24 protein-coding genes are annotated in these 24,425 nt (G+C 57.0%); 17 read left to right on the top strand and 7 right to left on the bottom strand.

The genetic code is table 11. The features are described from left to right. Positions 1-279 precede the first annotated feature (279 nt). Positions 280-2,622, bottom strand: coding sequence for a right-handed parallel beta-helix repeat-containing protein (locus Q0J85_RS12285; RefSeq protein WP_294482026.1), 2,343 nt, complete (start codon positions 2,620-2,622; stop codon positions 280-282). A gap of 23 nt (positions 2,623-2,645) precedes the next feature. Continuing rightward, complete coding sequence (locus Q0J85_RS12290; protein WP_294482029.1) at positions 2,646-3,389, bottom strand: hypothetical protein; 744 nt, start codon at positions 3,387-3,389, stop codon at positions 2,646-2,648. Between Q0J85_RS12290 and Q0J85_RS12295 the strand changes: the two genes are divergently transcribed. The 11 genes from Q0J85_RS12295 to Q0J85_RS12345 all read left to right on the top strand — a co-directional run bounded on the left by Q0J85_RS12295 (position 3,373) and on the right by Q0J85_RS12345 (position 11,358). Next, entirely contained in the window at positions 3,373-3,678 is a 306-nt protein-coding gene (locus tag Q0J85_RS12295; RefSeq protein ID WP_294482031.1) for a hypothetical protein, read from the top strand. The two genes, Q0J85_RS12290 and Q0J85_RS12295, sit on opposite strands and share 17 nt — an antisense overlap. A gap of 421 nt (positions 3,679-4,099) precedes the next feature. Further along, the gene (locus Q0J85_RS12300; RefSeq protein WP_294482032.1) at positions 4,100-5,260 is read left to right on the top strand and encodes a helix-turn-helix domain-containing protein; all 1,161 of its coding nucleotides are present in this window, start codon (positions 4,100-4,102) and stop codon (positions 5,258-5,260) included. Positions 5,261-5,403: 143 nt separating this feature from the next. After that, on the top strand, positions 5,404-5,904 hold the full coding sequence (locus Q0J85_RS12305) for a hypothetical protein (protein WP_294482034.1): 501 nt from the start codon (positions 5,404-5,406) through the stop codon (positions 5,902-5,904). Further along, positions 5,895-6,512: a sigma-70 family RNA polymerase sigma factor gene (locus Q0J85_RS12310; protein WP_294482036.1), complete on the top strand. Its 618-nt coding sequence runs from the start codon at positions 5,895-5,897 to the stop codon at positions 6,510-6,512. The genes Q0J85_RS12305 and Q0J85_RS12310 overlap by 10 nt, the downstream gene beginning before the upstream one ends. Next, a complete protein-coding gene (locus Q0J85_RS12315) occupies positions 6,493-7,095 on the top strand; it encodes a protein kinase (protein WP_294482038.1) in 603 nt (200 codons plus the stop codon). Before Q0J85_RS12310 ends, Q0J85_RS12315 begins: the two co-directional genes overlap by 20 nt. A gap of 45 nt (positions 7,096-7,140) precedes the next feature. Beyond that, positions 7,141-8,052, top strand: a complete 912-nt coding sequence (locus tag Q0J85_RS12320) for a hypothetical protein (RefSeq protein WP_294482039.1) — start codon at positions 7,141-7,143, stop codon at positions 8,050-8,052. A 596-nt stretch (positions 8,053-8,648) separates the two neighbouring features. Beyond that, positions 8,649-9,179 (top strand): zinc ribbon domain-containing protein, encoded by a 531-nt coding sequence (locus Q0J85_RS12325; RefSeq protein WP_294482041.1) that lies wholly within the window; start codon positions 8,649-8,651, stop codon positions 9,177-9,179. 44 nt (positions 9,180-9,223) lie between these two features. After that, positions 9,224-9,547, top strand: a complete 324-nt coding sequence (locus tag Q0J85_RS12330; protein WP_294482113.1) for a DUF2752 domain-containing protein — start codon at positions 9,224-9,226, stop codon at positions 9,545-9,547. Between the two features lie 458 nt (positions 9,548-10,005). Continuing rightward, on the top strand, positions 10,006-10,518 hold the full coding sequence (locus Q0J85_RS12335) for a hypothetical protein (RefSeq protein ID WP_294482042.1): 513 nt from the start codon (positions 10,006-10,008) through the stop codon (positions 10,516-10,518). Positions 10,519-10,714: 196 nt separating this feature from the next. Then, complete coding sequence (locus Q0J85_RS12340; protein WP_294482044.1) at positions 10,715-10,954, top strand: hypothetical protein; 240 nt, start codon at positions 10,715-10,717, stop codon at positions 10,952-10,954. After that, positions 10,951-11,358, top strand: a complete 408-nt coding sequence (locus Q0J85_RS12345) for a hypothetical protein (RefSeq protein WP_294482046.1) — start codon at positions 10,951-10,953, stop codon at positions 11,356-11,358. The genes Q0J85_RS12340 and Q0J85_RS12345 overlap by 4 nt, the downstream gene beginning before the upstream one ends. 124 nt (positions 11,359-11,482) lie before the next feature. Here the strand turns inward: Q0J85_RS12345 and Q0J85_RS12350 are convergent, their stop codons facing one another. The 4 genes from Q0J85_RS12350 to Q0J85_RS12365 all read right to left on the bottom strand — a co-directional run bounded on the left by Q0J85_RS12350 (position 11,483) and on the right by Q0J85_RS12365 (position 16,953). Further along, on the bottom strand, positions 11,483-13,996 hold the full coding sequence (locus Q0J85_RS12350; protein ID WP_294482048.1) for a hypothetical protein: 2,514 nt from the start codon (positions 13,994-13,996) through the stop codon (positions 11,483-11,485). 133 nt (positions 13,997-14,129) lie between these two features. After that, entirely contained in the window at positions 14,130-14,573 is a 444-nt protein-coding gene (locus Q0J85_RS12355; RefSeq protein WP_294482051.1) for a hypothetical protein, read from the bottom strand. A 20-nt stretch (positions 14,574-14,593) separates the two neighbouring features. Continuing rightward, positions 14,594-15,202, bottom strand: coding sequence for a hypothetical protein (locus Q0J85_RS12360; RefSeq protein ID WP_294482054.1), 609 nt, complete (start codon positions 15,200-15,202; stop codon positions 14,594-14,596). Positions 15,203-15,399: 197 nt separating this feature from the next. Continuing rightward, positions 15,400-16,953: a GTPase gene (locus Q0J85_RS12365; protein WP_294482055.1), complete on the bottom strand. Its 1,554-nt coding sequence runs from the start codon at positions 16,951-16,953 to the stop codon at positions 15,400-15,402. A gap of 343 nt (positions 16,954-17,296) precedes the next feature. Between Q0J85_RS12365 and Q0J85_RS12370 the strand changes: the two genes are divergently transcribed. From Q0J85_RS12370 to Q0J85_RS12380, 3 genes are all read left to right on the top strand, one after another. Next, positions 17,297-18,283 (top strand): WYL domain-containing protein, encoded by a 987-nt coding sequence (locus Q0J85_RS12370; RefSeq protein ID WP_294482057.1) that lies wholly within the window; start codon positions 17,297-17,299, stop codon positions 18,281-18,283. A 173-nt stretch (positions 18,284-18,456) separates the two neighbouring features. Beyond that, a complete protein-coding gene (locus tag Q0J85_RS12375; protein ID WP_294482058.1) occupies positions 18,457-19,476 on the top strand; it encodes a glycosyltransferase in 1,020 nt (339 codons plus the stop codon). Between the two features lie 40 nt (positions 19,477-19,516). After that, a complete protein-coding gene (locus tag Q0J85_RS12380) occupies positions 19,517-20,173 on the top strand; it encodes a CatB-related O-acetyltransferase (protein ID WP_294482060.1) in 657 nt (218 codons plus the stop codon). A gap of 47 nt (positions 20,174-20,220) precedes the next feature. Here Q0J85_RS12380 and Q0J85_RS12385 read toward each other — a convergent pair whose 3' ends face one another. Beyond that, on the bottom strand, positions 20,221-21,309 hold the full coding sequence (locus tag Q0J85_RS12385; protein ID WP_294482064.1) for a LacI family DNA-binding transcriptional regulator: 1,089 nt from the start codon (positions 21,307-21,309) through the stop codon (positions 20,221-20,223). Positions 21,310-21,534: 225 nt separating this feature from the next. Between Q0J85_RS12385 and Q0J85_RS12390 the strand changes: the two genes are divergently transcribed. The 3 genes from Q0J85_RS12390 to Q0J85_RS12400 all read left to right on the top strand — a co-directional run bounded on the left by Q0J85_RS12390 (position 21,535) and on the right by Q0J85_RS12400 (position 24,371). Then, positions 21,535-22,593: a Gfo/Idh/MocA family oxidoreductase gene (locus Q0J85_RS12390; protein WP_294482069.1), complete on the top strand. Its 1,059-nt coding sequence runs from the start codon at positions 21,535-21,537 to the stop codon at positions 22,591-22,593. 29 nt (positions 22,594-22,622) lie between these two features. After that, entirely contained in the window at positions 22,623-23,408 is a 786-nt protein-coding gene (locus Q0J85_RS12395) for a sugar phosphate isomerase/epimerase (protein ID WP_294482072.1), read from the top strand. 69 nt (positions 23,409-23,477) lie between these two features. Then, positions 23,478-24,371: an EamA family transporter gene (locus tag Q0J85_RS12400; RefSeq protein ID WP_294482075.1), complete on the top strand. Its 894-nt coding sequence runs from the start codon at positions 23,478-23,480 to the stop codon at positions 24,369-24,371. Positions 24,372-24,425: the final 54 nt, after the last annotated feature.

Here is a 24,425-nt window from a genome sequence, read left to right on the forward strand (position 1 = left end):
GGAAACGGATCATCCTGATCGGCGCAAACCTCAACATGGAAACCCGCCAGCTTGACGACTGGAAACAGGAAGAAGTCAGCTTATAATCCCTGTTCCCAGAAAACGTGCCGGAATGTGAATTGGTCTCCTAAGAATTCCGGTATATCGCGCATGAGGACTGGGAATTTGGTCTCTATAATCAATCAGAAAACAGATCCTTTTTCAAGTGCCCTCTCTCTAAATGTGCGCAATTTTCCGGACGTTATCAGACGGCATGCAGCACATCGAACCCGAGTTGTTTCAATTACCTGCCGGCAAAGCCGCCTCAGGTATGATTCGATTTCCCTCGGCAATCACCCCTTGAACAGTATCTGGAACGATGAAAACACCCGGATTCGGCACATTTGGTGAGGCCTCCCAAATGTTATTCACGATCTTGACATTCTGCGCATGCGTCACAAAAAACGCACTCCGGTACGGGAGCGGATTCAGACGACTCCCCGGATTCAGAAATGTATTGTTGCGGAACGTGACGTTGCCCGCAGAACTGATGAACGCAATCAAGCCGAAGCTGTCCCTGAACGTGTTGTTTTCAAAAAGAATATCGGATAAAATCGGATAGGAGGTCCGTTCCGTAGAGGGATCGGTCTTCATGTAGACGCCGATGAAAATGTCGCGCGCTTTGCCGTCATTTTTCGCATCCACCGGATTGACCGTGTCAAATATATTATTCCGAATTACAATATTTGATGCTCCGTATCCCTCACTCCAGGAGTTGAAAGTATATCCGGTTTCAATTTTGATTGCTCCCAGCTGCGTGTGGTAAAACCGATTGTTTTCCACGGTGATGTCACGGCCAAGCAACAGCAGCCCGCGAGCCTGGCTGCGATGAAAATAGTTGTTGCGGATTATAATGTTCCGGGAATCGTAGGTCCAGTTGAAAAGAATAAACCCATCTCCCCCCGCCAACGGTTCGGGAAGCGAATCGGCAAAACGGATCTCATACATTCCCTGACCGAGCGGTTTCACCTCCTTCACCCGGGTTCGGATGCCCGCAGGAGAATAATCCCAATGCCGGAATTCAACCTCCGCACCCGGAACATATCCCGAGGCATTCCGCACTTCCACCGAAAACGGACCGCGTTTCTTCCCATAGCTGGAACTCTCATGAACGTTGATAAAATCATCCGCCCCATAACCGAATTCACAATCTTCTATTTTCAGAAATCCGCATGACTGGTAGATGTGCAGGTGATCTGCCGTACAGGTTCCCGGGCGGCGCGCGACGTTTTCCGGCGGAGCAATCCGAACCCGGCGGAACTGCCAATACTGCTGCTGCCCGGAAACCGCAAAAGCATGTCCGGGATTGGAATAGAGATTGACATCTTCCAGCGTCAAATGACGGTTGTTGTTCATGAAAATTCCGCCCATATCATAGTAGTAATGCTGCATGCGGTACAGTTTTCCCGGCTTGAATCCGGAAAAATCCCCATAGAGGTCCGGGCCGTAGATTCGCAGCACGTTGTCGGAAAGCCATTCAATTTTTGCCCGGTTCTCACCAGCATTGAACTCAAACCCGCGTCCATAATGAATTTCCTGACCGACTGCCTTGCAGGTGGCGTCGTAACTGCTGACCAACGCAACTCTCAAATCCCGGCGGGGAAATCTGTCATATTCGATAAACTTGAAATCAATGAACTTCGGAGTCCGTTCCAGACATTCAACCAGACTGAACAATGGATCCCGTTCCCAGTCCCAGTCATGGTTGAAGTTGCGAAACACAACCCGTTCGCAGTTGACGATCCGAAAATTCGGCGTCCGTTTTTTCAGGAACACCAGAGTCGCTCCATTTCCATCAAATTCAAAATCATGCAGATTCTCAAACAGGACAGAGCGATCCACGGTCATCCGATACACTCCGGGAGCCAAAACCAGTTTCGAGGCTCCTGTTTCCCGGCAGTGAACAATCGCTCGATTGAGCGCATCAATGTTGTCCGGAGCCTGTTCACTGACACCGAATTCCGCGGCATGAACAACCGCCCCGCCGGTCGGTCGCGGAAGCTGCACCTCGAATTCCCGGGAACCGACCGGCAACTTGCCGAAATCACCTTTCCATTCGACGGCGTTGACAAGCGCCGGAATGTAACGTTCCGGAAGTTTTTCTGTGACTTTGAATGCGGTGATTTCGCCCCGGACCTTGTTCCGGGCATAAATCTGCAGGGCGTAATCGGGCTGATCGCCTGTTTGGAAAGTCACGTTCACCTCCCGAAATCCGGGAGTTCCCTCATACTTGTTCCTCAATTTATCGTGGAGGGTGCCTGTCTCCCGCAAAGGACGAACCAGAAGGACGAACGCACCCGTCCGCGCTTCCGGCTCATTGATGCGGTAACGGAAAGTCACGGTGTATTCCGTATTCGGCTTGAGCACACCCTCCCGGGAACGGTAAAGCCAGTTCTTTTCTCCGCTCAGCTCGCGCGTATCAACCTGAAATCCACTCCCGTTTCCGGCAATCCGGGCGGCTGCCGGATTCAGCAGGAATCGGGTCTGGTCGAAAAAACCTTGCAGAACAACAGATTCCGCGGCACTCAACTGAAAGCAGAGCAAAAGAGTCAATGCGATAAAACGCAACATCTTGATTGTCACTTGATTTATGCTCCTGACATGAATTATTTCGCGTTGCGTTTTGCCATATCGGAATTAAAATATTCCTGAATCTCGAGAGTGGTGGCAGAGCGCAGCTCCCCCTCCTGGAGAGCTTCCACATGACCGTCAAAAAATCCCATGTTCGCCTGACCACGATGACGGGTCTGGATGCCGAATTCCCCGGAATCATTCCCGAATTTCGCTCTGAACATCCACCATCCGCCACGATATTCCTTATAGGCGTTATTGAAGTGATTGGTATCTGACAGGGCGGCGGTTTTTCCCGGAAGACGCACTTTTTCCGGAAACAGCAACCGTTCATTCCCATTGCCGCCATACCGGAAAAATGTTCCAGCGATATCGGTGTCAATGCCGCCAGACTCTATGGAGAATCCAAGCCCCTGGGGATCCACCATCCCATAAGTTGCCGATACTCCGGTCGTCCACGGACCATTCCAGCCTTTCCCGTAAGACATCGTGTTGGAGGGGCAAATCAATGTATCCAGAGAAATATATCCACTCTCCGTAAATGTTTGTCCATTGATAGATCCCGCTCGGGAGAGCAATGTGACGAAATTTTCAAAATCGAAACCGCCCCAGGCTGCCTGAACCACCCATATCCCGCCATAATCGCCGGCATAAAACATCTGCCCCTGCAGAACTTGTTTCTGATTGTTGAGGCAAGTACTGGATTTGGCTCTCTCACGCGCCTGATTCAACGCCGGCAGCAGCATCGAGGCGAGAATCGCGATGATCGCAATCACCACGAGGAGCTCTATAAGCGTAAACGCCGCCTTGACCGTCGCGTGGTCGTGGGAGGCGGGGGGCGTGTCCGCCGCCCCCCGCACCCCCTGCGTCCGGCAAGGTGCCGGTGCCGGGTACGGAGCGGTTCCGGACGTGGCCGCGGTCGGCCGGCGCGAGGGGAAAGAGCCGCAAAAACGCGAACGGCTCTTCCCGCTTTTCTGCGGAAAGACCCATTCGCGTTTTTGCTCCACTTCGCCGCTTGCCGAGCGGAGACTTTGTTGCGGGGCGATGACTGGCCGATGGGGAGTTTGATGGTTGTTCGGTACGGGGAGAGACGCGGCTGCCATAGCCGCTTTCTCTCCCCCGAACCCCTCTCTTGTACTGCCGGGCGCGACACTCTGTCGCGGGGCAGTGATTGACCGATGGGAAGTTTGAGGGTCGGCCGGAATGAGAAGCGTCTCTCTCCCGAATCCCGGGCTCCCATGCGTACCGGAAACAGCGGAGGCAGCTTCACTCGTCCGGATTCGACCAAGAGAAACTCGAGTTGACGCAATAGAAAACGTGTGGGGGAACAGGTATTTCATTGCTGTTTTCATCGTGATAATTCTCCCTTTTTTCAACAATGACATCGAATTCAGGTTTTTCGTATCTGCTTTTATTATACTTGATTTTTCTGTTTTAGAGAATATATTAAATTCAAAATGATGTATATTATTTCTGAACAGCAATCGCAATGAAAAACATCCTTTGCGCATTTTCAGAACCGGATTGCGGCCTCCTTGAAGAAATCTATATCTTCGGGAAAAAACACCATTGGCAGATAGAACAGTGCGGGCGGCAACTGCCGGTCAACTGGTTCGGGGACGGCGTCTTAACCGATTATCTGCAAGCGGTTGAACTGAGGCAAATTCGCAATTTCAGCCGTACGCCGATCATCGCACGGGAATTCCATCGGGAGAAGAATATCTGGACGGTGGCCGGCGATACCCGGCAGATCGCGACCATGGTCGCCGAATACTTTATCGGAAAGGGATATTCCCGATTTGCGGCAATCGACAGCAGAGAGTGGCCCGGAAATTACAATGGAATTCCCCAGGATCTGGTGAAAGCGTTTCAGCTTGTGCTCTCAGAACATGGATTTTCCCTGGAGATCTGCCATTGGAAACCGGATATGAATTCGGATGAACGGATCAATTATGCCACAGTCATTCCGAAGCTGGAACAATTCTTCCGCCGGCTGCCCAAACCCGTCGCCCTGCTCATCCCGAACAGCCTTTATCTTGCCATAACCTACCGGGTGCTGGCTGCAGCCCGGATCAAGGTTCCGGAAGAGGTTGCGATTCTGTGCAATACCGACAGCAGCATGATGGCGGACAATGCCTTGATTCCCACGACAAGAATCAGCGGTGAACTCCGGGAAGTCGGCAGAAAAATGGCGGATCTGCTGCACCGCATCATGATTGGAGAGACGGTCCCGCATGCTCCCGTTTTTGTCACCTCTGCGGCGATCGTTTCCCGTCGCAGCACAGATACATTGGCGGTGCCTGACTTGCGATTGGCTACGGCAATCAGTTTTCTGCTGGCCAATTACATGAACTTCATCAGCGTGGTTGACGCTGCTCATGAGGCAGGAATCTCCGCAAGCATGCTGAATCGAAAATTCAGAAGATATCTTGGCATATCACCACAGCGCTTTCTCCTGGAGCTCCGTCTGAACCGGATTCGCGAATTGCTTGACAATACGGAGCTCTCCTTATCGAAAATCGCGAAACAGACGGGGTATGGTTCCAGTATGGCGCTGTCGAGCGCATTCAAACGGGAAACCGGAATGACTCCGGGAACTTATCGTCAATCCCGGCGATCCGGTCAAACCTCGAACCTGCCGCCGCGATAAATTCCGGGCGACCAGTTTTACAGGAAGCATTGTACGGCGGAATACAAAAAAATATTCCAATCATTGAACAGCCATAGAAAATCTTGTTTCCGCATGATATATTATCGAGAGTTCCTCGTAAACAGGAGAAAGAAAATTTGCAAATGCCGACAATGAGTAACTCTCTGCACGAACAACCGGAAGATTTGTTCGACCTCAGACGACGCGATACAGTTTCGCCTCGCCAGGCGGCGGAATGGATCCCTGATTTATTTGACAGTCAATCTCTTGCCGGAGTCTCCGCCGCAAGTTTTTCCCCACAGCCCAGTCGCAATGCCGGAGGAGGAGACCGGCAGGAATTATCCGGCGCGGGCGAAGGTATTTTCCATCAAAATAAAGTGATAATTGAAAAATCGATTTCACCGGCAGCTCACGATTCCCGGGGAGAGAGAAAGGGAACGCTCCTGCCAAATCACCCCCCGCTCCTCTTCCTGACCGGGTCGGTCACTTCAGCAAAAACAAACCGGATGATCGTGAGAACGGAGGCATATTCCGAAAAATCCCGCAATGACCATCCCGCCCGAAAGCCTCTTCATTCCCGGATCGGCTTCCATCATCAACTTATTGATATTACCCATAACAGGAGATGCTCCAGATGCCCTTGAAATACCCGACCACTTCGCGAACGCTGCTGGACAGGATCGCTTCGGGCGATGAGATCAGCTGGGATGAATTTTTTATCCGGTACAGTCCCATCGTGAAAGCGCTGGCCATGTTCAAAGGGTTGAACGAATCCGACGCCGACGATATCTGCCAGCAGGTGATGACCCAGTTTTTTCAGCAGAGCAGACAGTTCAAATTCGATCCCGGCATCGCCCGTTTCCGGACCTATTTCGGCCGGATCGTCCGGAGCAAGATCGCGGATTTCTACCGGCGGAAACGGGAAATCCCGATGGCGGAATTCGAGCCGCTCCCCGTCGAGCCGGAAACCGAGCAGCTCTTTATGGACGAGTGGCGGCGAATGGTGCTCGGGGAGGCGGAGCAGGAGCTCCGGCAACTTGTTACGCCCGAAACGTTTCAGGCGTATCAGCTGTTTGCCGTGCAAAAACGGCCGATGGAGAAGATCACCGCCTATTTGAACTGTTCGCCCAATCAGGTTTATCAGGCAAAGAAGCGCTGTTTCGCCAAGTTGCGGGAGATCCTGCGGCGTATGAACGAACAGGATCCGGAGCTGCAACTGGAGCTGTCGACCTATGATATACCGGAACGGTGATCGGCTTTGCAACTGCACACTGCTGCAGAAGTGCGGCAGCGGGTCCTACGGCGAGGTCTGGCTGGCGGAGGATGCGATCGGAACGCGCGTCGCGCTGAAAATCATCGCCAATCGCGGCAGTTATTCCGAACGGGAGCTCGCCGGACTCCGGAATTACAAGGAGTGCAACCATCCGAATCTGCTCAAGATCCGCTACGTCGAGATCACCGACGACCGGATCTGCTACACGATGGATGCCGCCGACAACCTCAACCGGGGAGAGGGAGAATATCTGCCCGATACCCTCGCCAATCGTTTGCAGCGTTCCGGGAGGCTCGACGGCAAAGAGATCGCGCTCATGCTGGACGGGTTGCTCGCAGGGCTGGAGGAACTGCACCGGCGAAAGCTCGTCCATCGAGACATCAAACCGGACAACATCCTGTGGGTGAACGGTCGAGCGACTCTCGCCGATGCGGGTTTGATCGCGCCGGACGGCAAAGGTTCGCTGGTCGGAACGCCGGGATTCCTCTCGCCGAAACTCATGGCGGGACGCGGCTCGGCGGATGCGAGTGACGACTTCTACGCGCTGGGCAAGGTGATCTAGCTGACCGGACTGCCGGTCCGGGAGTATCCGGGGCTTCCGGAGGATATGACCATCAGCGTGGATGCGGGATTGAATCGGGCGTTGCGCGAAAGCTGTACCCATCCGATCGGTTCGGCGGCGGAGTTCCGCCGGCTGCTGCGGGAGCCGGAGCGGGTTACATGTCAACGGGATGAGAACCCGGCAACCGATCGGAAACCGATGCATATTTTCGGGATTGCCTGCGGGATTTTCGCTCTGATCGGGCTGCTGTTTCTGGCGGCTCTTGTCATCGGGATCGTGCTGTTCTTTCTGCAGATGAAAGAGCCGGAGTCACAACACATTCCGGAATCAGCGGAAGAACCCGTGCCGACGCGGGAAACCGGATTTCAGGCTGCCGTGCGCACGGCAGCGGAGAAACGGCCTCCTGCCGCAATGGAGCTGCAAACGCGGAAAGATCCGGACAGGGAGTTGCAGAAAGAGGTGCAGAAACTTGCCGTGGAACAGTTTCGGAAACTCGGATTCTTTTCGGATGGGGGGCGGCTGCTGCCGGTGCTGCTGGAGTATGAGGTGTTGACGGCGGATCAGATTTCGGATCTGCTTTTGAAAGGCAGCGGCAATCCCCGGCTGCAGATGCGGAGGCCCATTGTGAAAGAGAATCGGACTCCCTCGGCTCTGGAACAGGAGCTGGCGAAGATCTGCAGTCATTTCTTCTATCCGGATTTCGATCCGGATGTGGTGAAGCGGCGCCAGAACCATTGGCGGGTGGCGTCCGGGACGAACGCAGTGAAACAAAATGCGATGCTGACGGAAGATCCGATCATGCAGGCGGTTGCATTGGATGCGCTGATCCGTTCCGGGGTCAACCGGATTCTGGCCGGCGGGGAATTGCCTCAGGAGGAAAAGGATCTGCTGCGTTCGCTGCTGCTGATGCGATACAGTTTGCTGGATCCGGGTAAGGCGAGGTTGTATTTCGACTGATCCTGAATCGCGGATCGCAGAAAAACATTCTTTTTTCGCAAACTGCGCGACAGATCGCGATTCGGTCCACGAATAATCAGACAGGGAAAGGAAAAATTTCCTGTGCTCGTCGAAAATTTTTCCATGCAGACAGAGCTGCGATTTGATTTTGGCGAATTGTTGTGCTATGTTTTAATCCGGAACAACAGAAAGGATAGAAAACAACGAGCTGACAATTTTTTAAAATCATAAACATTCGCAGTCTTCAAGCGGGTCGACTCAGGAAAACGCCAAAGTACAGAGAAAAGATCGCTGCCTGGAGTGCGTCATTCTATTGGCGTACTCTGTTTGCATGGTCTTTTCGGGTATTGGCGTACCTCCTGAGTCGTGGAACAGGGTACGTCTTTTTTTGTACCCCAATTAGAAACTATCTACAATATGGAGGTTGAGTAATAGCATTTGAGGTGTTCCATTGTAACGTTGGGAAAGAAAAGCCACTGTAATCAGAACAGTGTAGCTGGTTCTTTCCAGTCTGAAAGAGCCCGGGTAATTCAGACCCTGGTTCATTTTTCAGGAAGTAGATCGGAGAAATTTCAAATCAGCAAGGAGAAAATACGATGTTCTGTACGAATTGCGGGAATGAAGTTGCGGAAAATGCGGTGGTTTGCATCAAATGCGGAGTTCCTCCGCGGAACTCAAAGAAATTTTGTTACAACTGCGGAGCTGCAATTCAGGAAGCTCAGATTGTCTGTGTGAAATGTGGTGTTTCTTTGTCTTCCGTCGGAGCCGGAAATGTTTCGCTCGGCAAATCGACTCGGGGAGAAGCTTCCGAAGCCCCGCGCTCATCCCTGGTTGATCAGATCAAAGGCTTGTTCAAACCAGCCGTGCTTCCTCCCAGAACGCCGGATATTGAGGCTTTGGCGGCAGGGCCGGCAAAAAGTCGAAAGGTCTATCTGCTGTTGGGGTTGTTTCTGGGGGGGTGGGGAATTCATAATTTCTATGCCGGATATCGTCAGAGAGCATTGGCTGCATTGTTGTGTTCGATCATTCCTCCCTGTTGTTTTGTGCTTGGTATTGCAAGCCTTATTGGAGCTATTCAGGATCTGATTAATACACGCCGTGATGCAGCCGGGCGTCCTATGGTATGAGGAAAACTTATTTCATAACGGGCGCGACTGTGATCTTTCTGATCATGGTCGCGCTATGGGTACTGTACCGGGTGGGTCCAGAAAGGGGTTGGTTCCCGCCCTGCTTTTTTCATTCCGTAACTCATCTGTACTGCCCTGGGTGTGGTTCGACCCGAGCAGTGTATCGATTGCTGCATGGTGATCTGAAAGGATGCTTTTCCGCCAATGTGCTGCTGTTTCCCTCCGCTCTGCTGACTTTGTGGGTGGCAAGAAGAATGGATACTCCATTGAGCGGCAGGGAATATTTCAGTATCATCGTACTCTATCTTTTTTACGGGATTGCCCGGAATCTGCCGTTTGAACCGTTCGTTTTTCTGATGCCGCGATAACATTGGTAAAACCGATTTCCCTGCTGAAGAAGCCGGAAACTATAGGAAAACTGAGATATTCTGTAAAAATTGTGGGAATGGGGTTGTGGACAACATCGTCATTTGCGTCAACTGCGGAGTTCCTCCGCGGCAGAAAAAGAACTATTGTGGCTGTTGCCGCGTCAAGATCGCCCCTCGGACAGGCAGCTGGGTTGCGTGAAGTGCGGCATAAGTCTCAACAATAATAGCGGTTCGGGAGGCAAAATTGCAAGGCGTAGCCAATCCAGTCGATCAGCTGCTGGCAAAGTATTCCGATGCAGCAATACAAATCTTGAATTGACCGTCAAACGCATTTGTTTCTCGATATTCCCGACAAAAACACAAACCTCCTGCGAATAATAGGTTGAATTACCGCAATTCGCAGGAGGTTCTCTTTTCCTCCCGCGGCAGAAAAACGCATTTTTCACAGGAGGAACAATATGCAGGATTCCGGCATCACCGCCATGACCGGAAACAATATCGAAACTTTCGCCGGTCTCGTCAGAAATTGTCTCTCGCCGGAAACATGCGTCCCGGCGACTCTCGACGTCGCCTATCTCCTCGGCAACCTCGACGGCTGGTTCACCGAAAAACAGGACCGCAGTTTCGAGCGCATCGCCTCCGCCCTCGGCAGAAAACCGGCCGACGTCTCTCCCGACGCCGTCGGCCTCAATGCCAAACTCGCCCATCTCCGGGGACGGATTCCCGAAAAGGAGTTCCTCGACACTTTCCTCGCCGGAGTCAGACCCGCCTGCGAAATTCTCGGCAGAACTCCGAATTTTCCCGTTCGTCACGCTTTTGCTCTGTGGCTCGCCGTCAGCCTCGCCGACGGCGCCATCTCCCCCATCTGCAAAAAAGCACTCGAACGGCTGCATAACCAGGTTCAATCTTATACCGCGGCCGACCGCGGCGAAAACGAAAAAAACAGCGCAAACCGCAGAAATCGGTCATGAAGAAAAGCAACGGAGATCTCCTCGCATTGATCATCGTAGTTCTGGTGACAATTCTGTCCCCCTTCCTAGTCTGGGCAGCCGAACTGCGCTGTGCCATTTTCGTCTATCTTCTACCATTCCTGGCTGTCGGGGCGATCGGATTCGCCCTGTTGTTCTTTTATTATTATTTCTTCAAAGGATTGAAAGGATCGTAACCATGGATAACAGAGAATGGAAAACGCCGCAGGAAATCGACGAAATGCTCCGTGATCTTGACGAAATTGCCGAAGATATCGAAAAAGCCATCAACATGTGGCCCGGGATCGAAGCCGAGTTTCTGGCAGAACATGATTCGGTGCAGACCGAAAGCGAGAACGAAAACGAGAACGAAAGCGAAAACGAGAACGGCAACGATCCGGAGCCGTCAATGGAAGAGGAAAAGGAGGAAACAAAATGAAGAAAGGTCTTTTGATTGTCTGTTTGATTGGTTCTGCGCTTCTGGCGTTCGGAGGCCCCCCGGGAGGTGCTCCGCCGCGCCACGGCGGCCCCGGTCCGCGTCACCACAGGCACGGCGGCGACGGCGTCCGGCTCGCGGCGGATATCACGGCAATCGTGGCGAACAGCCTCGGAATCCTGAATGAGCTGGCCGCTCCCCGCAGTTACTGCGTCGCCCCCGCCGCCCCCTGCGTGACAACCCCGGTTTATGTTCAGCCGGTACCGGTTTACGCGGAACCGGTCTGCCCGGTACCGGTCTACCGGACTCCGGTCTACCGCGTGCCGGGCGGTCGCCCCTCCGCTCCGCCGCCGGCGCGGTGGTATTACGCTCCGCCGCGCCGGTTCGCGCCGCGATGCCCGCGCTGACCCGGATTCCCGGGAAATGCGATGCGCGGCTCCCGAAATTCATCGGGAATGATGATAATGATGATAATGATGATGAGGAGGAGGTTGAAAATCCTCCCCCATTCGCCGGCAGACTCGTCCTGAGTTACGGCTTCGCTGCCCGGGAGACTCCAAAGGAGCATCCGAGATATCGGCCGGTACGGCTTTCCGGCTCCCGGGCGACGGTTTCCGGCGTTCCGGCAACGACGATCCGGCCGCCCTCGCTTCCGCCGCCCGGCCCCATGTCGATGATGTAATCGGCATTGCGGATCACATCGAGGTCATGTTCGATCACGATGACTGTCGCGCCGTTCGCGATCAATTTCTGGAACACGCCGATCAGAAGCCGGACATCCAGCGGATGCAGCCCGATGGTGGGCTCGTCAAAGACGAACAGCGAATCCTCCTGCGTCCGGCCCATCTCGCCGGAGAGTTTCAGTCGCTGCGCTTCGCCGCCGGAAAGACCCGGAGTCTCCTCCTCGAGCGTCAGGTAACCGAGCCCCAGATCGCGGAGCGTCTCGAGTCTCCGGCGAACCACGGGCCAGCCGTCGCAGAACGACAACGCCGCATTGATGTCCATGTGCATCAACTCCGGCAACGAGCGGAGTTCCCCCCGCCGGTTCGAGAGCCGAATCTCCCCGGCCGCGGCGGAATACCGCGTGCCGTGGCACTCCGGACAGGGAATTTCCACATCCGGCAGAAACTGGACGTCCAGACTGATCGTGCCGGTGCCGTCGCAGCCCGGACAGCGCAGCTGCCCGGTGTTGTAGGAGAAATCCCCCGCCTTGAAACCGCGCTTCTTCGCATCAGGAGTCGCCGCATAGAGTTTGCGCAATTCATCATGGACGTTGGCGTACGTCGCCACGGTGGAACGCACGTTGATCCCGATCGGCGTGGCGTCGATCAGCTTCACCTGCCGGATTCTCCCCGGATCGACCGCAAGCACATGGGCGGGCAGTTTTTTCCCGGCGATGGCGGCTTCCAGCCCCGGAATGAGACTCTCGAGAATCAGCGTCGTCTTTCCGGAACCCGAGACGCCGGTCACCACCGTGAGCCGCCCCGCCGGAATATCGGCGCAGAGCGGCCGGACCGTGTGAATCGCACCAGTCGAGAGGTGAATCCTCCCGAGAGAAAAGAGTTCATGCTCCGGGGCGCGGGGACGGACGCTCGTCTCCGCTTTTCCGGAGAGAAACGGTCCGATCTGAGAAGCAGGATCGGCCGCAATTTCCGCCACGCTCCCCCGGGCGATGACACGGCCCCCCTCCGCCCCGGCGCCCGGCCCCATTTCGATGAGGTAATCAGCCCCGGAGAGAATCTGCGTATCATGGTCGACCAGCACCACGGAGTTGCCGTCGGAAATCAGATCGTCCATGACCCCCGTCAGCCCGGCGAGATTGAAAGGATGAAGACCGATCGAGGGTTCGTCAAGGACGTAAAGCACGCCGGTCGTACGGTTGCGGACCGCCCGCGCAAGCTGCATCCGCTGCCGCTCTCCGGTCGACAAAGTTGAAGCCGCCCGGTCGAGCGTCAGATATCCGAGCCCCAGATCGAGCAGCCGCCGGGCCGCCGTCCGGAACGAGTCGCAGATGCTCACGGCCATCTTCCGCATCTCGGCGGGGAGCGAATCGGGAACGCCGTCCACCCAGTCGCAGAGTTCGGAGAGCGTCATCCGGCATGCCGCATCGAGGGAGATGCCCCGCACCTCCGGCATCCGGGCCGCGGCCGAAAGGCGGCTGCCCCCGCAGTCGGGACAGATGCTCTCGCACAGAAACCGCGCGACCCGCTTCATGCCGCTCTCGTCCTTGACTTTCGCAAGCGCGTTCTCGACGGTGCGGACGGCGCTGTAATAGGTGAAGTCGAGCTCTCCGGCGGAATCGGTGTTCTTCGCATGGTAAAAGATATGTTTCTTCACTGCTGGCCCGTCGTAGACGATCTCTTTCTCTTCCGGCGTGAGTTCGGAGAACGGAACGTCGGTGCGGACTCCCATCGCCCGGCAGACGTCGACCATCAGCGACCACATCAGACTCTTCCACGGAGCGACGGCACCGGCTTCGATGGAGAGGGACTCATCCGGAACCAGGGTGGAGCGGTCCACGGTCCGCACAATGCCGGTGCCGTCGCAGGTGCGGCAGGCCCCCCGGCTGTTGAACGCGAGATCCTCCGCCCCCGGAGGTGTGACGACAACACCGCATACCGGACAACGCAACTCCATTCCGGCAGCGACCGCGGTCGACGGGGCGAGCCGGTGACCGTTCGGGCAGCGGTGACTCGCCAGCCGGGAAAACATCAGCCGCAAGCTGTTCAGAAGTTCGGTTCCGGTTCCGAACGTGCTGCGAATTCCGGGAACTCCGGGACGCTGGTGCAGAGCGAGCGCGGCCGGAACATAGAGAACCTCGTCAACTTCCGCTTTCGCCGCCTGCGTCATCCTGCGGCGGGTATAGGTGGAGAGAGCCTCGAGATATCGGCGCGATCCCTCCGCATAGAGGACGCCGAGTGCGAGGGAAGACTTGCCGGAGCCGGAGACCCCCGCGATTCCGACGATCCGGTTCAACGGCACATCCACATCGATGTTCTTCAAATTGTGGACCCGGGCGCCATGGATTTCAATATGGTCTTTCATTGGAGGAGCTGTTTTTCTTTCCTTAGCATGCTGTTTGCTTTACTATAGCATGAAACAGGGAAAAAATCGCCTCCGGGAGATGTGGAAATTCCGGAAAAACCGCCCTGCCCTGCTCCGCGGCACCGGGGAAATTTCACCGGGGATCCCGATCCCCGCCGGCGGGAGGAGTGCAGGAAAAATCGAATTCGGCCTGCACCGGAGTCTCTCCTGCCGCCTCTCCGGTCTCACGGCACTTGCGTTCCATGAAAGCGATCTGATCCGGGCGCAGTTTCGACTTCTGCACAATCCGGTACGGGCGGCTGTCCGCGCAACGACCTCCGCGCGTTTCGGAATGAAACTGGACACAATAAAAATTTCCCCCGGTCAAAACAACGAAAATATCTCCGGCAGGAGCCGGAGGACACGCATGGCGTTCGCGCTTCGCCCGCCGATATTCCGCCAGAGCCGCATGCTTCCGCTGAATCAGTTCATCCACGCGACGCCGGGCAACAGCCGCAGGCATCAGCCGCACCGGAAGCGTCTCAAGAAATCTGCCGGTCGTTCCCATCGTATTTTTCCCTTTCTCCCTTTTTCGCATTGATCCGCACTCCTTTCCCGTCACGAGGCTGCTTCCGTGCGGCAGTCGGTGGAAGAGTCCCGCCTCAACCGGAGAGTGTGGTCGAGATAAGCGTGAAAGATATCGATCTCATCCCAGTCCGGCTTCGGCATCGTTCCGACGCGCGCCCCCAGACTGCGCAGACTCTCCGGCAGCCGGAGTTGCCGGCGGGAGACCGTCTCAAGGCATCGGGAAAACGGAGTGTCCTCCTGGTAACTCATTGATTTGTCGTCATATCCGACCCGGAGCATGCGTTCGTAAAATCTCCGATCGTGCTTCGTGCTCCGGGTATACTGATAATCCCGGATGTGATTCATCTCGTGCAGTATGACCCCGAGCAGACACCCGCTGGAGAGCTCCATGCACGGAAATAAATTGATCTCCATGGAACAGAACGGTTTGCGCCGCCACGGAATCGAGAGGCAACTGGTCATTGCGAAGATTCTTTTCTGATTTCCGTCCAGATTCAGGGTCAGAGGGACACGCTCGAGCCGTCCCTGAAAGCAGTGCAGATTCAGCACATCGCAGACAAAGTACAATTTGAAGTAGAGCGAACGGCACTCCCGCAAAAAGTCACCGGAATGCGCAACGGATCCATCGGAAAAATTCATATCGCCTCCGCCAGGTTCAGAATTGCAATGCTCGAATCGTCCGCGCCGCGCGGATCGCGCGTCCAGCGGGCGCCGGCAGGATGAGCCGGCCGCTCCCCGTTCCACGTCGCCGCGGCGGCGGGGCGGAAGCCTCCTGATGTCCCCGGGGGGACACGGGAAAATGTTTCAGAAGTGAGGCGAAACCGTTGCTGATCAATTTACTTCCACTCCTTTTTCTTCGCTTCGCATTCTCCGGCGAGGAACTCCCTGCGGAGTTCCTCTTCATTCATCGTCATGCCTGATTCAAAGTAGGCCTGCGCGGCCTTGCCGACCCCGTATGTAACCGCCGCGGCGATCGGGACTTTCAGAAACGGCAGAAAACTCGCTCCGACCTTGCCCGCGATCGAACCACCCGCACAGCCGAGCAGCATCGTGACGATCGTGTTGTCCGCCGCAATGCCGTAAATCCCGGCGAGTTTGTAGAGCATGTACACCTCGTTGGCGATCAGCGGAGCGATGTCCGCCAGCGGCAGCGGTACAAACGCGATTGCCGCGGCACGCCCGGCAGCCCAGTTGATGTAGCTGTCCGCTTCGGCGCTGACACTCTCGGCCCAGACCCGGCGCATGTTGGCGTAATATCGATCCCAGCGGGAGCGGAACGCCTCGTGCTCCTCCGGGGAATTTCCCGTCGCCGCCGCGTTCATCGCCTCCGCCCGGGCGACCAGCTGCGCCAGACCGCTCCGATTTTCGGAGGAGACCAGCACAATCCGGTCGCGTTCGATCAGGTCGAGCAGCGTGTTCATCACGGTTCTAACCTGCTCGCGGCGCATGAGATCGCATTTGGTGACAACAAGGATCACCTTGTCGCTGAACAGCTTGATCCGTTTTGCCTCGGCGTCCGGAATCCGCGCGCCGGATCCGTCGATGCAGTACCAGATGGTGTGGACGAACCGTTCGCCTTTTCCGGCCTCGATCCGCCGGAACAGTTCATCCGGGATGGAGTCGGCATATTCATCGACGGAGCATCCGCCGGAATCCATCCCCCCGGAATCGATGAAGTTTGCGACTTCCGTCTCATACAACTGAAACCCGACGGTCGTCGGACTGCCGTCGCCTACCGCGCGGTCCGGCACGACACCGCGATGTGTAACAGCTTGAATCAGCGAGGTTTTCCCGACACCGGTCTTTCCGCACACGAGAATATTCGGTTTCATTTTCATCCTCTGTTTCCTGATTTGACAAGAGTTCCGGAACGGTTCGGAGCCGAAACCGTTTCCGATGCGGCCGGCCGACAAAACGTCGGACCTCCCGCAAAATGCGATCTGTCCCTCAAATTGCCGTTCGGATTCCGCCCGGCACTCCATATCCTCCATCCCGGTTCCGGCGGCGCCGTTGATTTCGATCTTTTCCGCCTCCTCCGGGGCATGACCGCACTCCTCCAGCAGGCGGTCGATGGTCCGCTCGAGTTCCTCGCTCACGGCGATGCGCCGCTCGAGACTCTCGAGAAAACCGCCGGAGGGAGGAATCAGCGGAATCCGCCCCGGATACACCCGGATCAGACTTTTCGCGACCTCCGAAAGCAGCGCCCGGTGGCGGCGGTCCAGCTCCCGGATTTTTCGGAGTTTCCGCGCCGGACTTCCGGACGGAGAGTCCGCGGCGATCATGCCGAACAGCAGTTCCGAAATCCGCAGGGAAAGGCGGCCGCCCTCCTCGAGCTGTCCGCGCAACTCCAGCAGCATGGCGCGATAGAGTTCCGAAACCCGGTGATTCATCTGGTTCGATCTTTCCTGTCAATGCTTTCGGCCATGTCCGCCACGGTCGGAGCGGAGTACGGCGACGCCTCCCATCTGTCATATTGTTCAATGTAGTTCCGCACCTGCGACAAATATTGTCACAGGAGAGTTGTTTCCCTGAAAAAATTCATCCAATCGCACCGCTTTCGGGATTCTGCCGGTGGATCTGCATGCGAATATACGCGACAGCAAGGCGGAATCTGTCACTCCTTCCCCATTTTCAGGGAAAGAAATGTTCGCCGGGGAGAAAACGTTTGCGTTTTTGAATTCCGGGGCGTATATTGATCCGGCGCATCACGAACATCCCAAACGGAGAATCACCTTGAGCAACCAGAGTCGGCAGGCGCTCCGCCTGATCAAGCTGATCGCGGAGATGAAGAAGAACAACTACCCCAATGCCAACAGTTTCTCGGAACTGCTGCGCACGATCGACATCGATGAAAACGTGGACTGCGGCTGCAGCGCCCGGACGATCATGCGGGATATCAGAACGCTTCAGCAGGAGTACCATGCACCGATCTCCTACGATCCTGTCCGGCGCGGCTACTATCTGCGGAATCCCGACTGGGAGTTTCAGGTTCCGATCATGAGCGAAGAGATTTTGAGCATGACGCTGCTCGGGACCCGCCTCGCCTCGGATCTGCTCCCGGAACCGCTCAAAAGCAGCGTAGACAGCGCCGTCGAAAAGTCGCTGACCGGCAACAGCACGGAGTTTTTTGATGACGCGATGATCGAATCGCTGATCTGCGCCACCGGCATCAAGGCGGCCGTGGAGCCGGCGATCTTCAAAAAGGTGTTCGACGGCTGGCGTCTGCACCAGGTGCTGACGCTGACCTACCGGAAGCCGAACGGCGAGGACAGGAGACACCGGTTTGAGCCGCATCTGATCGCCTTTCACCGGGGGATCTGGTATGTCAAGGGGCGTGAGTGCGACAGCCGGGAGGTGAAATGTTACGCGATCCAGCGGATTCACGCGGTCGAATTCGGTCTCGACACGTTCGAGACGGACCGGAAACTCGTGGAGAATACGAAGCGGAACGGGCTCTTTGAATATCCGCGGATCGACGGGGTCCAGCTCCGCTGCGATGCGGAGATCGCGTTTTATCTCCGGGAGCATCAGAAGATTAAGAAATTCAAACTCGAGCCGCAGACGGACGGTTCTCTGATCGTCACGCTGCGTCCGGCATTTGAGCATGAGGTGATCCGCTGGGTGCTGGGAGAAGCGGGGCATATTGAAGTGCTCTACCCGGCTGAGCTCCGCCGGAAAGTCGCTGCCGCCGCGCAGAAAGTCTGCGAACGGAATTCGTGATCTCCTCCGTCATAAGCGGAACTCCTCCGGTTGTCTGACGGGGCGCATTGCATTTTTCCCGGACGGATTTATATTATAGGAGGATCATGGGTCGCAGGCGCTGCCGGGCGTCCGTTTTCATGCGAACGGAAGCTCCGCCGGCCTGCAGGGAAACAGCAGGGAAAAAAAACAATATGCGCGTCCTTATGCTCGGCAAGAACAGCTCCTGGATGGGGCTGCATCTCTCGCACATCGAAGCCGCATTCCGCCGCCGCGGGCACGATATCCGGATCGGAGACTATCACAGGATGGCGACTCTCTGCGGGATTCCGCTGCCGCGAGAAATGGCACGGGAACAGCTTCAACGTTCTCTGGAACATCTCGTGAAGCGCTTTCAGCCGGACCTGATCTACTGCGTCGCCAGCTGGAAATATGATTTTCCCCGGTTGAAATCCTATTTCAAAGGAGTCGTCGCAATCCACGATCTGGACGGACCGCGGAGCCCTCTGCCGGAGGTTCTCGCCGGATTCCGGGAGGCGGATCTGCCGCTCACCGCCTCCCGTTATATGGTCCGACTGGCGGAAGAGCAGGGAGTTACGGCATATTATCTGCCGTCCGCCGCAGATCCGGACTATTATGCGCCGACGACTCTGACGGCACGTGAATCGCGCCTCTTCTCCGCGCCGGTCTCCTACATCGGCCGCGCGACGGAGCGCCGGGTCAAATACTGCTCGCTGCTGAAAGAGAAAGGTCTGGCCCTCTACGGCAACCGCTGGCGGAATCACCGCGCCGCCAGAGAGGCCGGACTGGACCGCTGCGCCCGGCTGGACCGCAATGTGGCCGGGCGCGAACTCGTGAAAATCTATCAGGCGTCCGGGAGCGTCATCAATATTCTGCAGGAGCCGCTCGAACACTACCTGACCATCCTGAGTCTGCAGTGTTTCGCCGTTCCCTCCACGGGGAAATGCCTCGTTGCGGAATGGGTGGAGGAGGCTGAAGAGGCGTTTGAACCGGACCGGGAGATTCTGCTCTTCCGCACCCCGGAAGAGCTGCTCTCCCAGGTGGAACGGTGTCTGGGCGACCCCGAGTTCGCCCGGAAAATCGGCGAAGCGGCAAGACGGCGCTGCCTGGAATGCCATACGCACGACCACCGGGTCGCGGAAATCGAACGGCTTCTCTCCGCCCGCCCGGCAGAAATCCCGAGACGGCATTGACGACATCCGTCAGAACAGAAACGGACAGGACAGGACAGAAATGAATGCTCTTTTTATCAGAATCGCCGCAACTCTGCTCTATTTTTACAGTTCGGAGAAACGGAAGAAATTCCGGCGGCGCCACTCCAGCTTCGGGCAGCTCAACCGCAAACTGCTGCGGGCCGGAATCATCGGAGAGCATACGTATCTGGTTCCCGGATGCACCGTCGCGGATTCCCGCTCCCGGATCGGGAAATTCTGTTCCATCGCGAAAAACGTCTCGATCGGAACGACGATGCATCCGCTTCAGGCGCTGACGACCCATCCGGTCTCCTACACCGGCGAAGCGGATGATCTCCGGATTCCACCGGAGAACCGCATCGAATTCCAGAACAAAACCCCCGTGCACATCGGGAACGACGTCTGGATCGGACTCAACGTCGTCATCATGGACGGCATCACGATCGGCGACGGCGCCGTGATCGGCTCCGGAGCGGTCGTAACTCGGGATATTCCGCCGTACGCCGTGGCCGTCGGCATTCCCGCCCGCGTGATCCGGTACCGCTTCGACCCCGAAACCATCGAACGGCTCCTCAAGACCCGCTGGTGGGACCGGACGCCCGAGGTCATTGCCCGCCTCCCGCAGGGGGATGTCGCCGCCAGTTTGAGGATTCTCGAGGAAATCGACGCCGCCGGGCAGCCGCGGCGGAATGCGTGAATGCGCCCACGCGATCCGCACCCGATCCGGCTCGGGAAAACAACGACTCAGGGATTCACGAGCGACGTGGGGAGCTCCTCCCGACAGAACGGTTCGGAACTTCCCTGCATACGCAGACGGATGAGTTCGCAGATTCTCCGCGTCAGCGCGGGGTAATCGACGCAGCTGGTCGTAATCACGGGATACCAGTATTGCAGTTCCCGGAAATTTCCCTCCCCTGAAAGCAGCAGATCGCGGCCGGGAACACGCCCTCTCCCAAGCGCACATGAAGCGACGCCGTGCGCGACAATGTCATTGTGACAGATCACCGCGTCGACACCGGCAAGGGCCTCCGGCCGGTCGGCGAGAAGCTCCCGGACCAGCGCAAACTCCCGGAACATGTTGAAGTCTAAGCTCATCGGCGGCGTGAGAACTGTGCCCGCGCAATCCGGATGAGCCTCGAGCGCCCGCCGAAAACCGTCCAGCTTCGCCTGCGCGTCCCGGCCGTAATACTCCGGGCGCTGCGACCGGACGTTGCAGCTGGAGATGTAGAGGAAGCGCCGCGCCCCTTTCGCGTAGAAATGTTCAAACGTCATTTCGATCTGCCGGTCATTCCGCCAGTAGAGGAAGTCAAACTCATCTTCGACGCCGGTAAAATCACCGTGACGCCGGAACTCTTCGGTCGAAGCGACCTCGATCATCGGCAGATTCCGCCGCGAAAGCGTGTCGCACATGAGCGCGTTGACTTGCCCGAAGTTGATCAGGCACTCCAGATCCAGAAGCTGTTCGATCCACTCCGCCCGCGAATCTTCGTCCCCCACCCGGAGAATCTCCAGCGACATCCCGAGCTCCCGCGAAAGAGCCGGTTCGAGCTCCAGCAGAAACCGCTGCACGAGCGGAATACCCGCTGTGTACAGCACCGGCTGCCGGCAATCCTCCCCCATCACAAATCCGACCTTGCCCGGGCGCACCGGGTGCCGGCGGATCAGAACCCCGCCGATGTGCGGCCGGTAATTGAGCTGCCGCATCGCGGTCCGGATTCTTCCCCGCGTCTCCGCCGAAATCGGAAACACCTCGGTGCCGTTGATGAAATTCGACACCGTCGTGGTCGAAACCCGCGCCGTTCTGGCGATGGTGTTGATGTTTACTTTCTCCATGAAAACGGAGTCCCCGGCTGCTTCACTCCTCAAACATTTGTCACGATACTAAGTATACCCGAATTCCCGCTTTTTTGCAACCCGGAAATCCGCTTCCTTTACACATATTCCGTTTTCCACGCAAATTTTCCTGCGGAGGATTGCAAACAAAACAAAGAAACGATATATTATCCCCATAACGCATGAAACCGTTTCTTGTTCACCATTCAAAGACAGGACAGAGCAATGGCAGAGAAAATTCGGGTTGGGATCTGGGGACTCGGACGTGCGGGCAACACCATGCACATCCCTGAACTCGGATTGTTTCCGGAGATGTTTGAAATCGTCGCGGGATGTGACTGGGACGCTTCCCGCCGGGAAGCCGCCGCAGAGAAACTCCCCGGGAGACCGATCTACGCCGCAGGAGAGGAGCTGCTGAAAGATCCGAACGTCGAACTCGTTTCGATCGCGACCCGCTCCCCCGACCACGTGAAGCATGCGATTGAGGCGGTCAACGCCGGTAAAATCGTCATGGTCGAAAAACCGATGGCATGCCGCATCGAGGACGCGCTCGAACTTCAGAAAGTTTCCGACGCGAACCCCGGCAAGGTGTTCGTTCGCCACAACCGCCGGTTCGAGGCGGCGTTCTCCCACATCCGCGAGATCATCAAATCCGGCAAACTCGGCGAGATCTTCGAGATCAAGCTCTGCCGCCACAACTACCAGTGGCGCGCGGACTGGCAGACGATTCTCGAGTGCGGCGGCGGCCAGCTGCTGAACTGGGGACCGCACCTCGTCGATCACGCATTGCAATTCCTCGAGTGCCCGGTCAAGGAGCTCTGGAGCGATCTGGCGATCGTCGCCTCCCGCGGAGACGCGGAGGATCATGTCAAGATCGTATTCAAAGGGGAAAACGGCCGCGTCGTCGATGTCGAGATCTCCGGCGGAGCTGCCCTCGGCGACCCGATCTACGCCGTCCGCGGCAGCCGCGGCACCCTCATGAGCTGGGACGAAAAACGGCTCAAACTCAAATACCTCGCCCCGGGATATCCGGAGTGCGACTCCGAGGCCTCCCCGGAAAATCCCCCGCTCGAGGGCGGATTCGGCGGCCGGATCGCCCCGGTCTGGGTCGAGGACGATCTCGGCGTCGCCCCATCCAACGGCGATCAGCCTCATAAAATCTGGCAGTATCTCTACCGGGCGATCCGCTGCGGAGAACCGTATCCGATCACGATGGCGCAGGCCGTCGAAGTGGTCCGGGTCATCGATCAGGTCAAAAAGACCCCGATCCGGGACGTCCGCTGAATCAGACTCAACCAAAGGAATACAGGAAAATGAAAGCTCCCGACACTCAAATCGCGGTTACCCTCTACAATCTGCGCGACTACTGCAAAACTGAAAGCGATCTGGACAAGACCCTCGACAAGGTCTGCGAAATCGGCTATCAGGCCGTTCAGGTTTCCGGCACGCCGCTCGCGGCAGACGTGATCAAGCGGCAGCTCGACCGGCACAACCTCTTCTGCTGTGCGACCCACGAGGGAATCGATACGCTCAAGGGGGACGCGGCCCCGCTCATCGACCGACTCCAGACGCTTGAATGCGACTTCACGGCACTCGGCGCGCCCCCGGTGGAATACCGCAACAGCGTCGAGGGTCTCAATGAGCTGATCCGCATCTTCGAGACGATGGGCGCCAAACTCCTCGAAAAGGGAATCCGCCTCGGCTACCACAACCATCACTTTGAATTTGAACGGCTGCCCGGAACCCGCGAGATCGTGCTCGACTACTTCTACCGGAACAGCAATCCCGACCTGGTGGCTGCCGAGATCGACGTCCACTGGGTCACGCGCGGCGGCCAGAATCCCGTCAACTGGATTCACAAGGTCGGCAAGCGCATGCCGGTGATTCACTTCAAGGATTTCGCGATCATCGACGGCGGCACCCCGGTCTTCTGCGAGATCGGCGAAGGCAACCTCGACTGGCCCGCGATCATCCAGGCGTGCCGCGAGGAGGGAGTCCGCTGGTATTCGATCGAGCAGGACGCGCTCTTCCGCGACCGCGACATCTTTGAATCGATCAAGATCTCTTTCAACAATCTGAAAGCGATGGACGTGAAATAAGTTCACGTGAAAGGCGGCCGGCGGAATTCGTTCTCCGCCGGGCCGCCTCTTTTTTTTACGGAGTTCCATATGTTACAGTCATTGTCCGGCTGGCTGCCGCTGATTCTTTTTTCGGCGTTCTGCCTCGGGTTTTACGACCTCTGCAAAAAGCATGCGGTCCGGGACAACCCGATCATGCCGGTGCTCTTTCTCGCAACGCTCTGCGGCAGCACGTTTTTCGTGCTCGGAACCATCGCCGCGGGGAAGCTCGGCGAAGTTCTATTCTGCGGGCCGCGCATCGGACTGTTCGTCCTTGCGAAATCGCTGCTGGTGGCGGCGAGCTGGAGCTGCGTCTACTACGCAATGCGTGAACTGCCGATCTCGATCGCGGCACCGATCCGCGCGACCGCGCCGCTCTGGACGTTCCTCGGCAGTTTGATCCTCTTCCGGGAGATCCCGACGATCTGGCAGGGCGTCGCGATGCTGGTGATCTTCGCGGGGTACTACCTCTTTTCCGTGATCGGGAAACACGAGGGAATCAATTTCCGGCAAAACCGGGGCGCACACATGATTGTGCTCGGGACGCTGCTCGGTTCGGTTTCGGCGCTCTACGACAAGTTCCTGCTCGGGACGCTCGCGATTCCGCGCGAGATGATGCAGTTCCACTTTTCGGTCGACCTTGTCGTGATTCTCGGCATCGCCTGGCTGCTGAACTGGAAATTCGGACACTCCACGCGCCCATTCCACTGGCGCTGGAGCATCCCGGCGACGGGGGTTTTGCTGATCGTGGCGGACTGGCTCTACTTCTACGCTTTGAGTCTGCCGGATACGCAGGTCTCGATTCTCTCGCTGCTGCGCCGCTGCAGCTGCGTGGTGACTTTCACCGCGGGCTGCGCCTGTTTCCACGACCGGAATGTGAAAGTCAAAGCGGCGGCACTCGCCGCGATCCTCGCAGGCGTCGTGCTGCTCGCACTCGCCAAATAGAAAACCCCGCCGGGAACCGCGCAATGCGCGGCGGGCGGGGCGTCTCGTTCAGCG

Origin of the sequence: uncultured Victivallis sp. (assembly GCA_944389935.1) — a bacterium.
In the GTDB taxonomy this organism is placed as follows: Bacteria; Verrucomicrobiota; Lentisphaeria; order Victivallales; family Victivallaceae; genus Victivallis.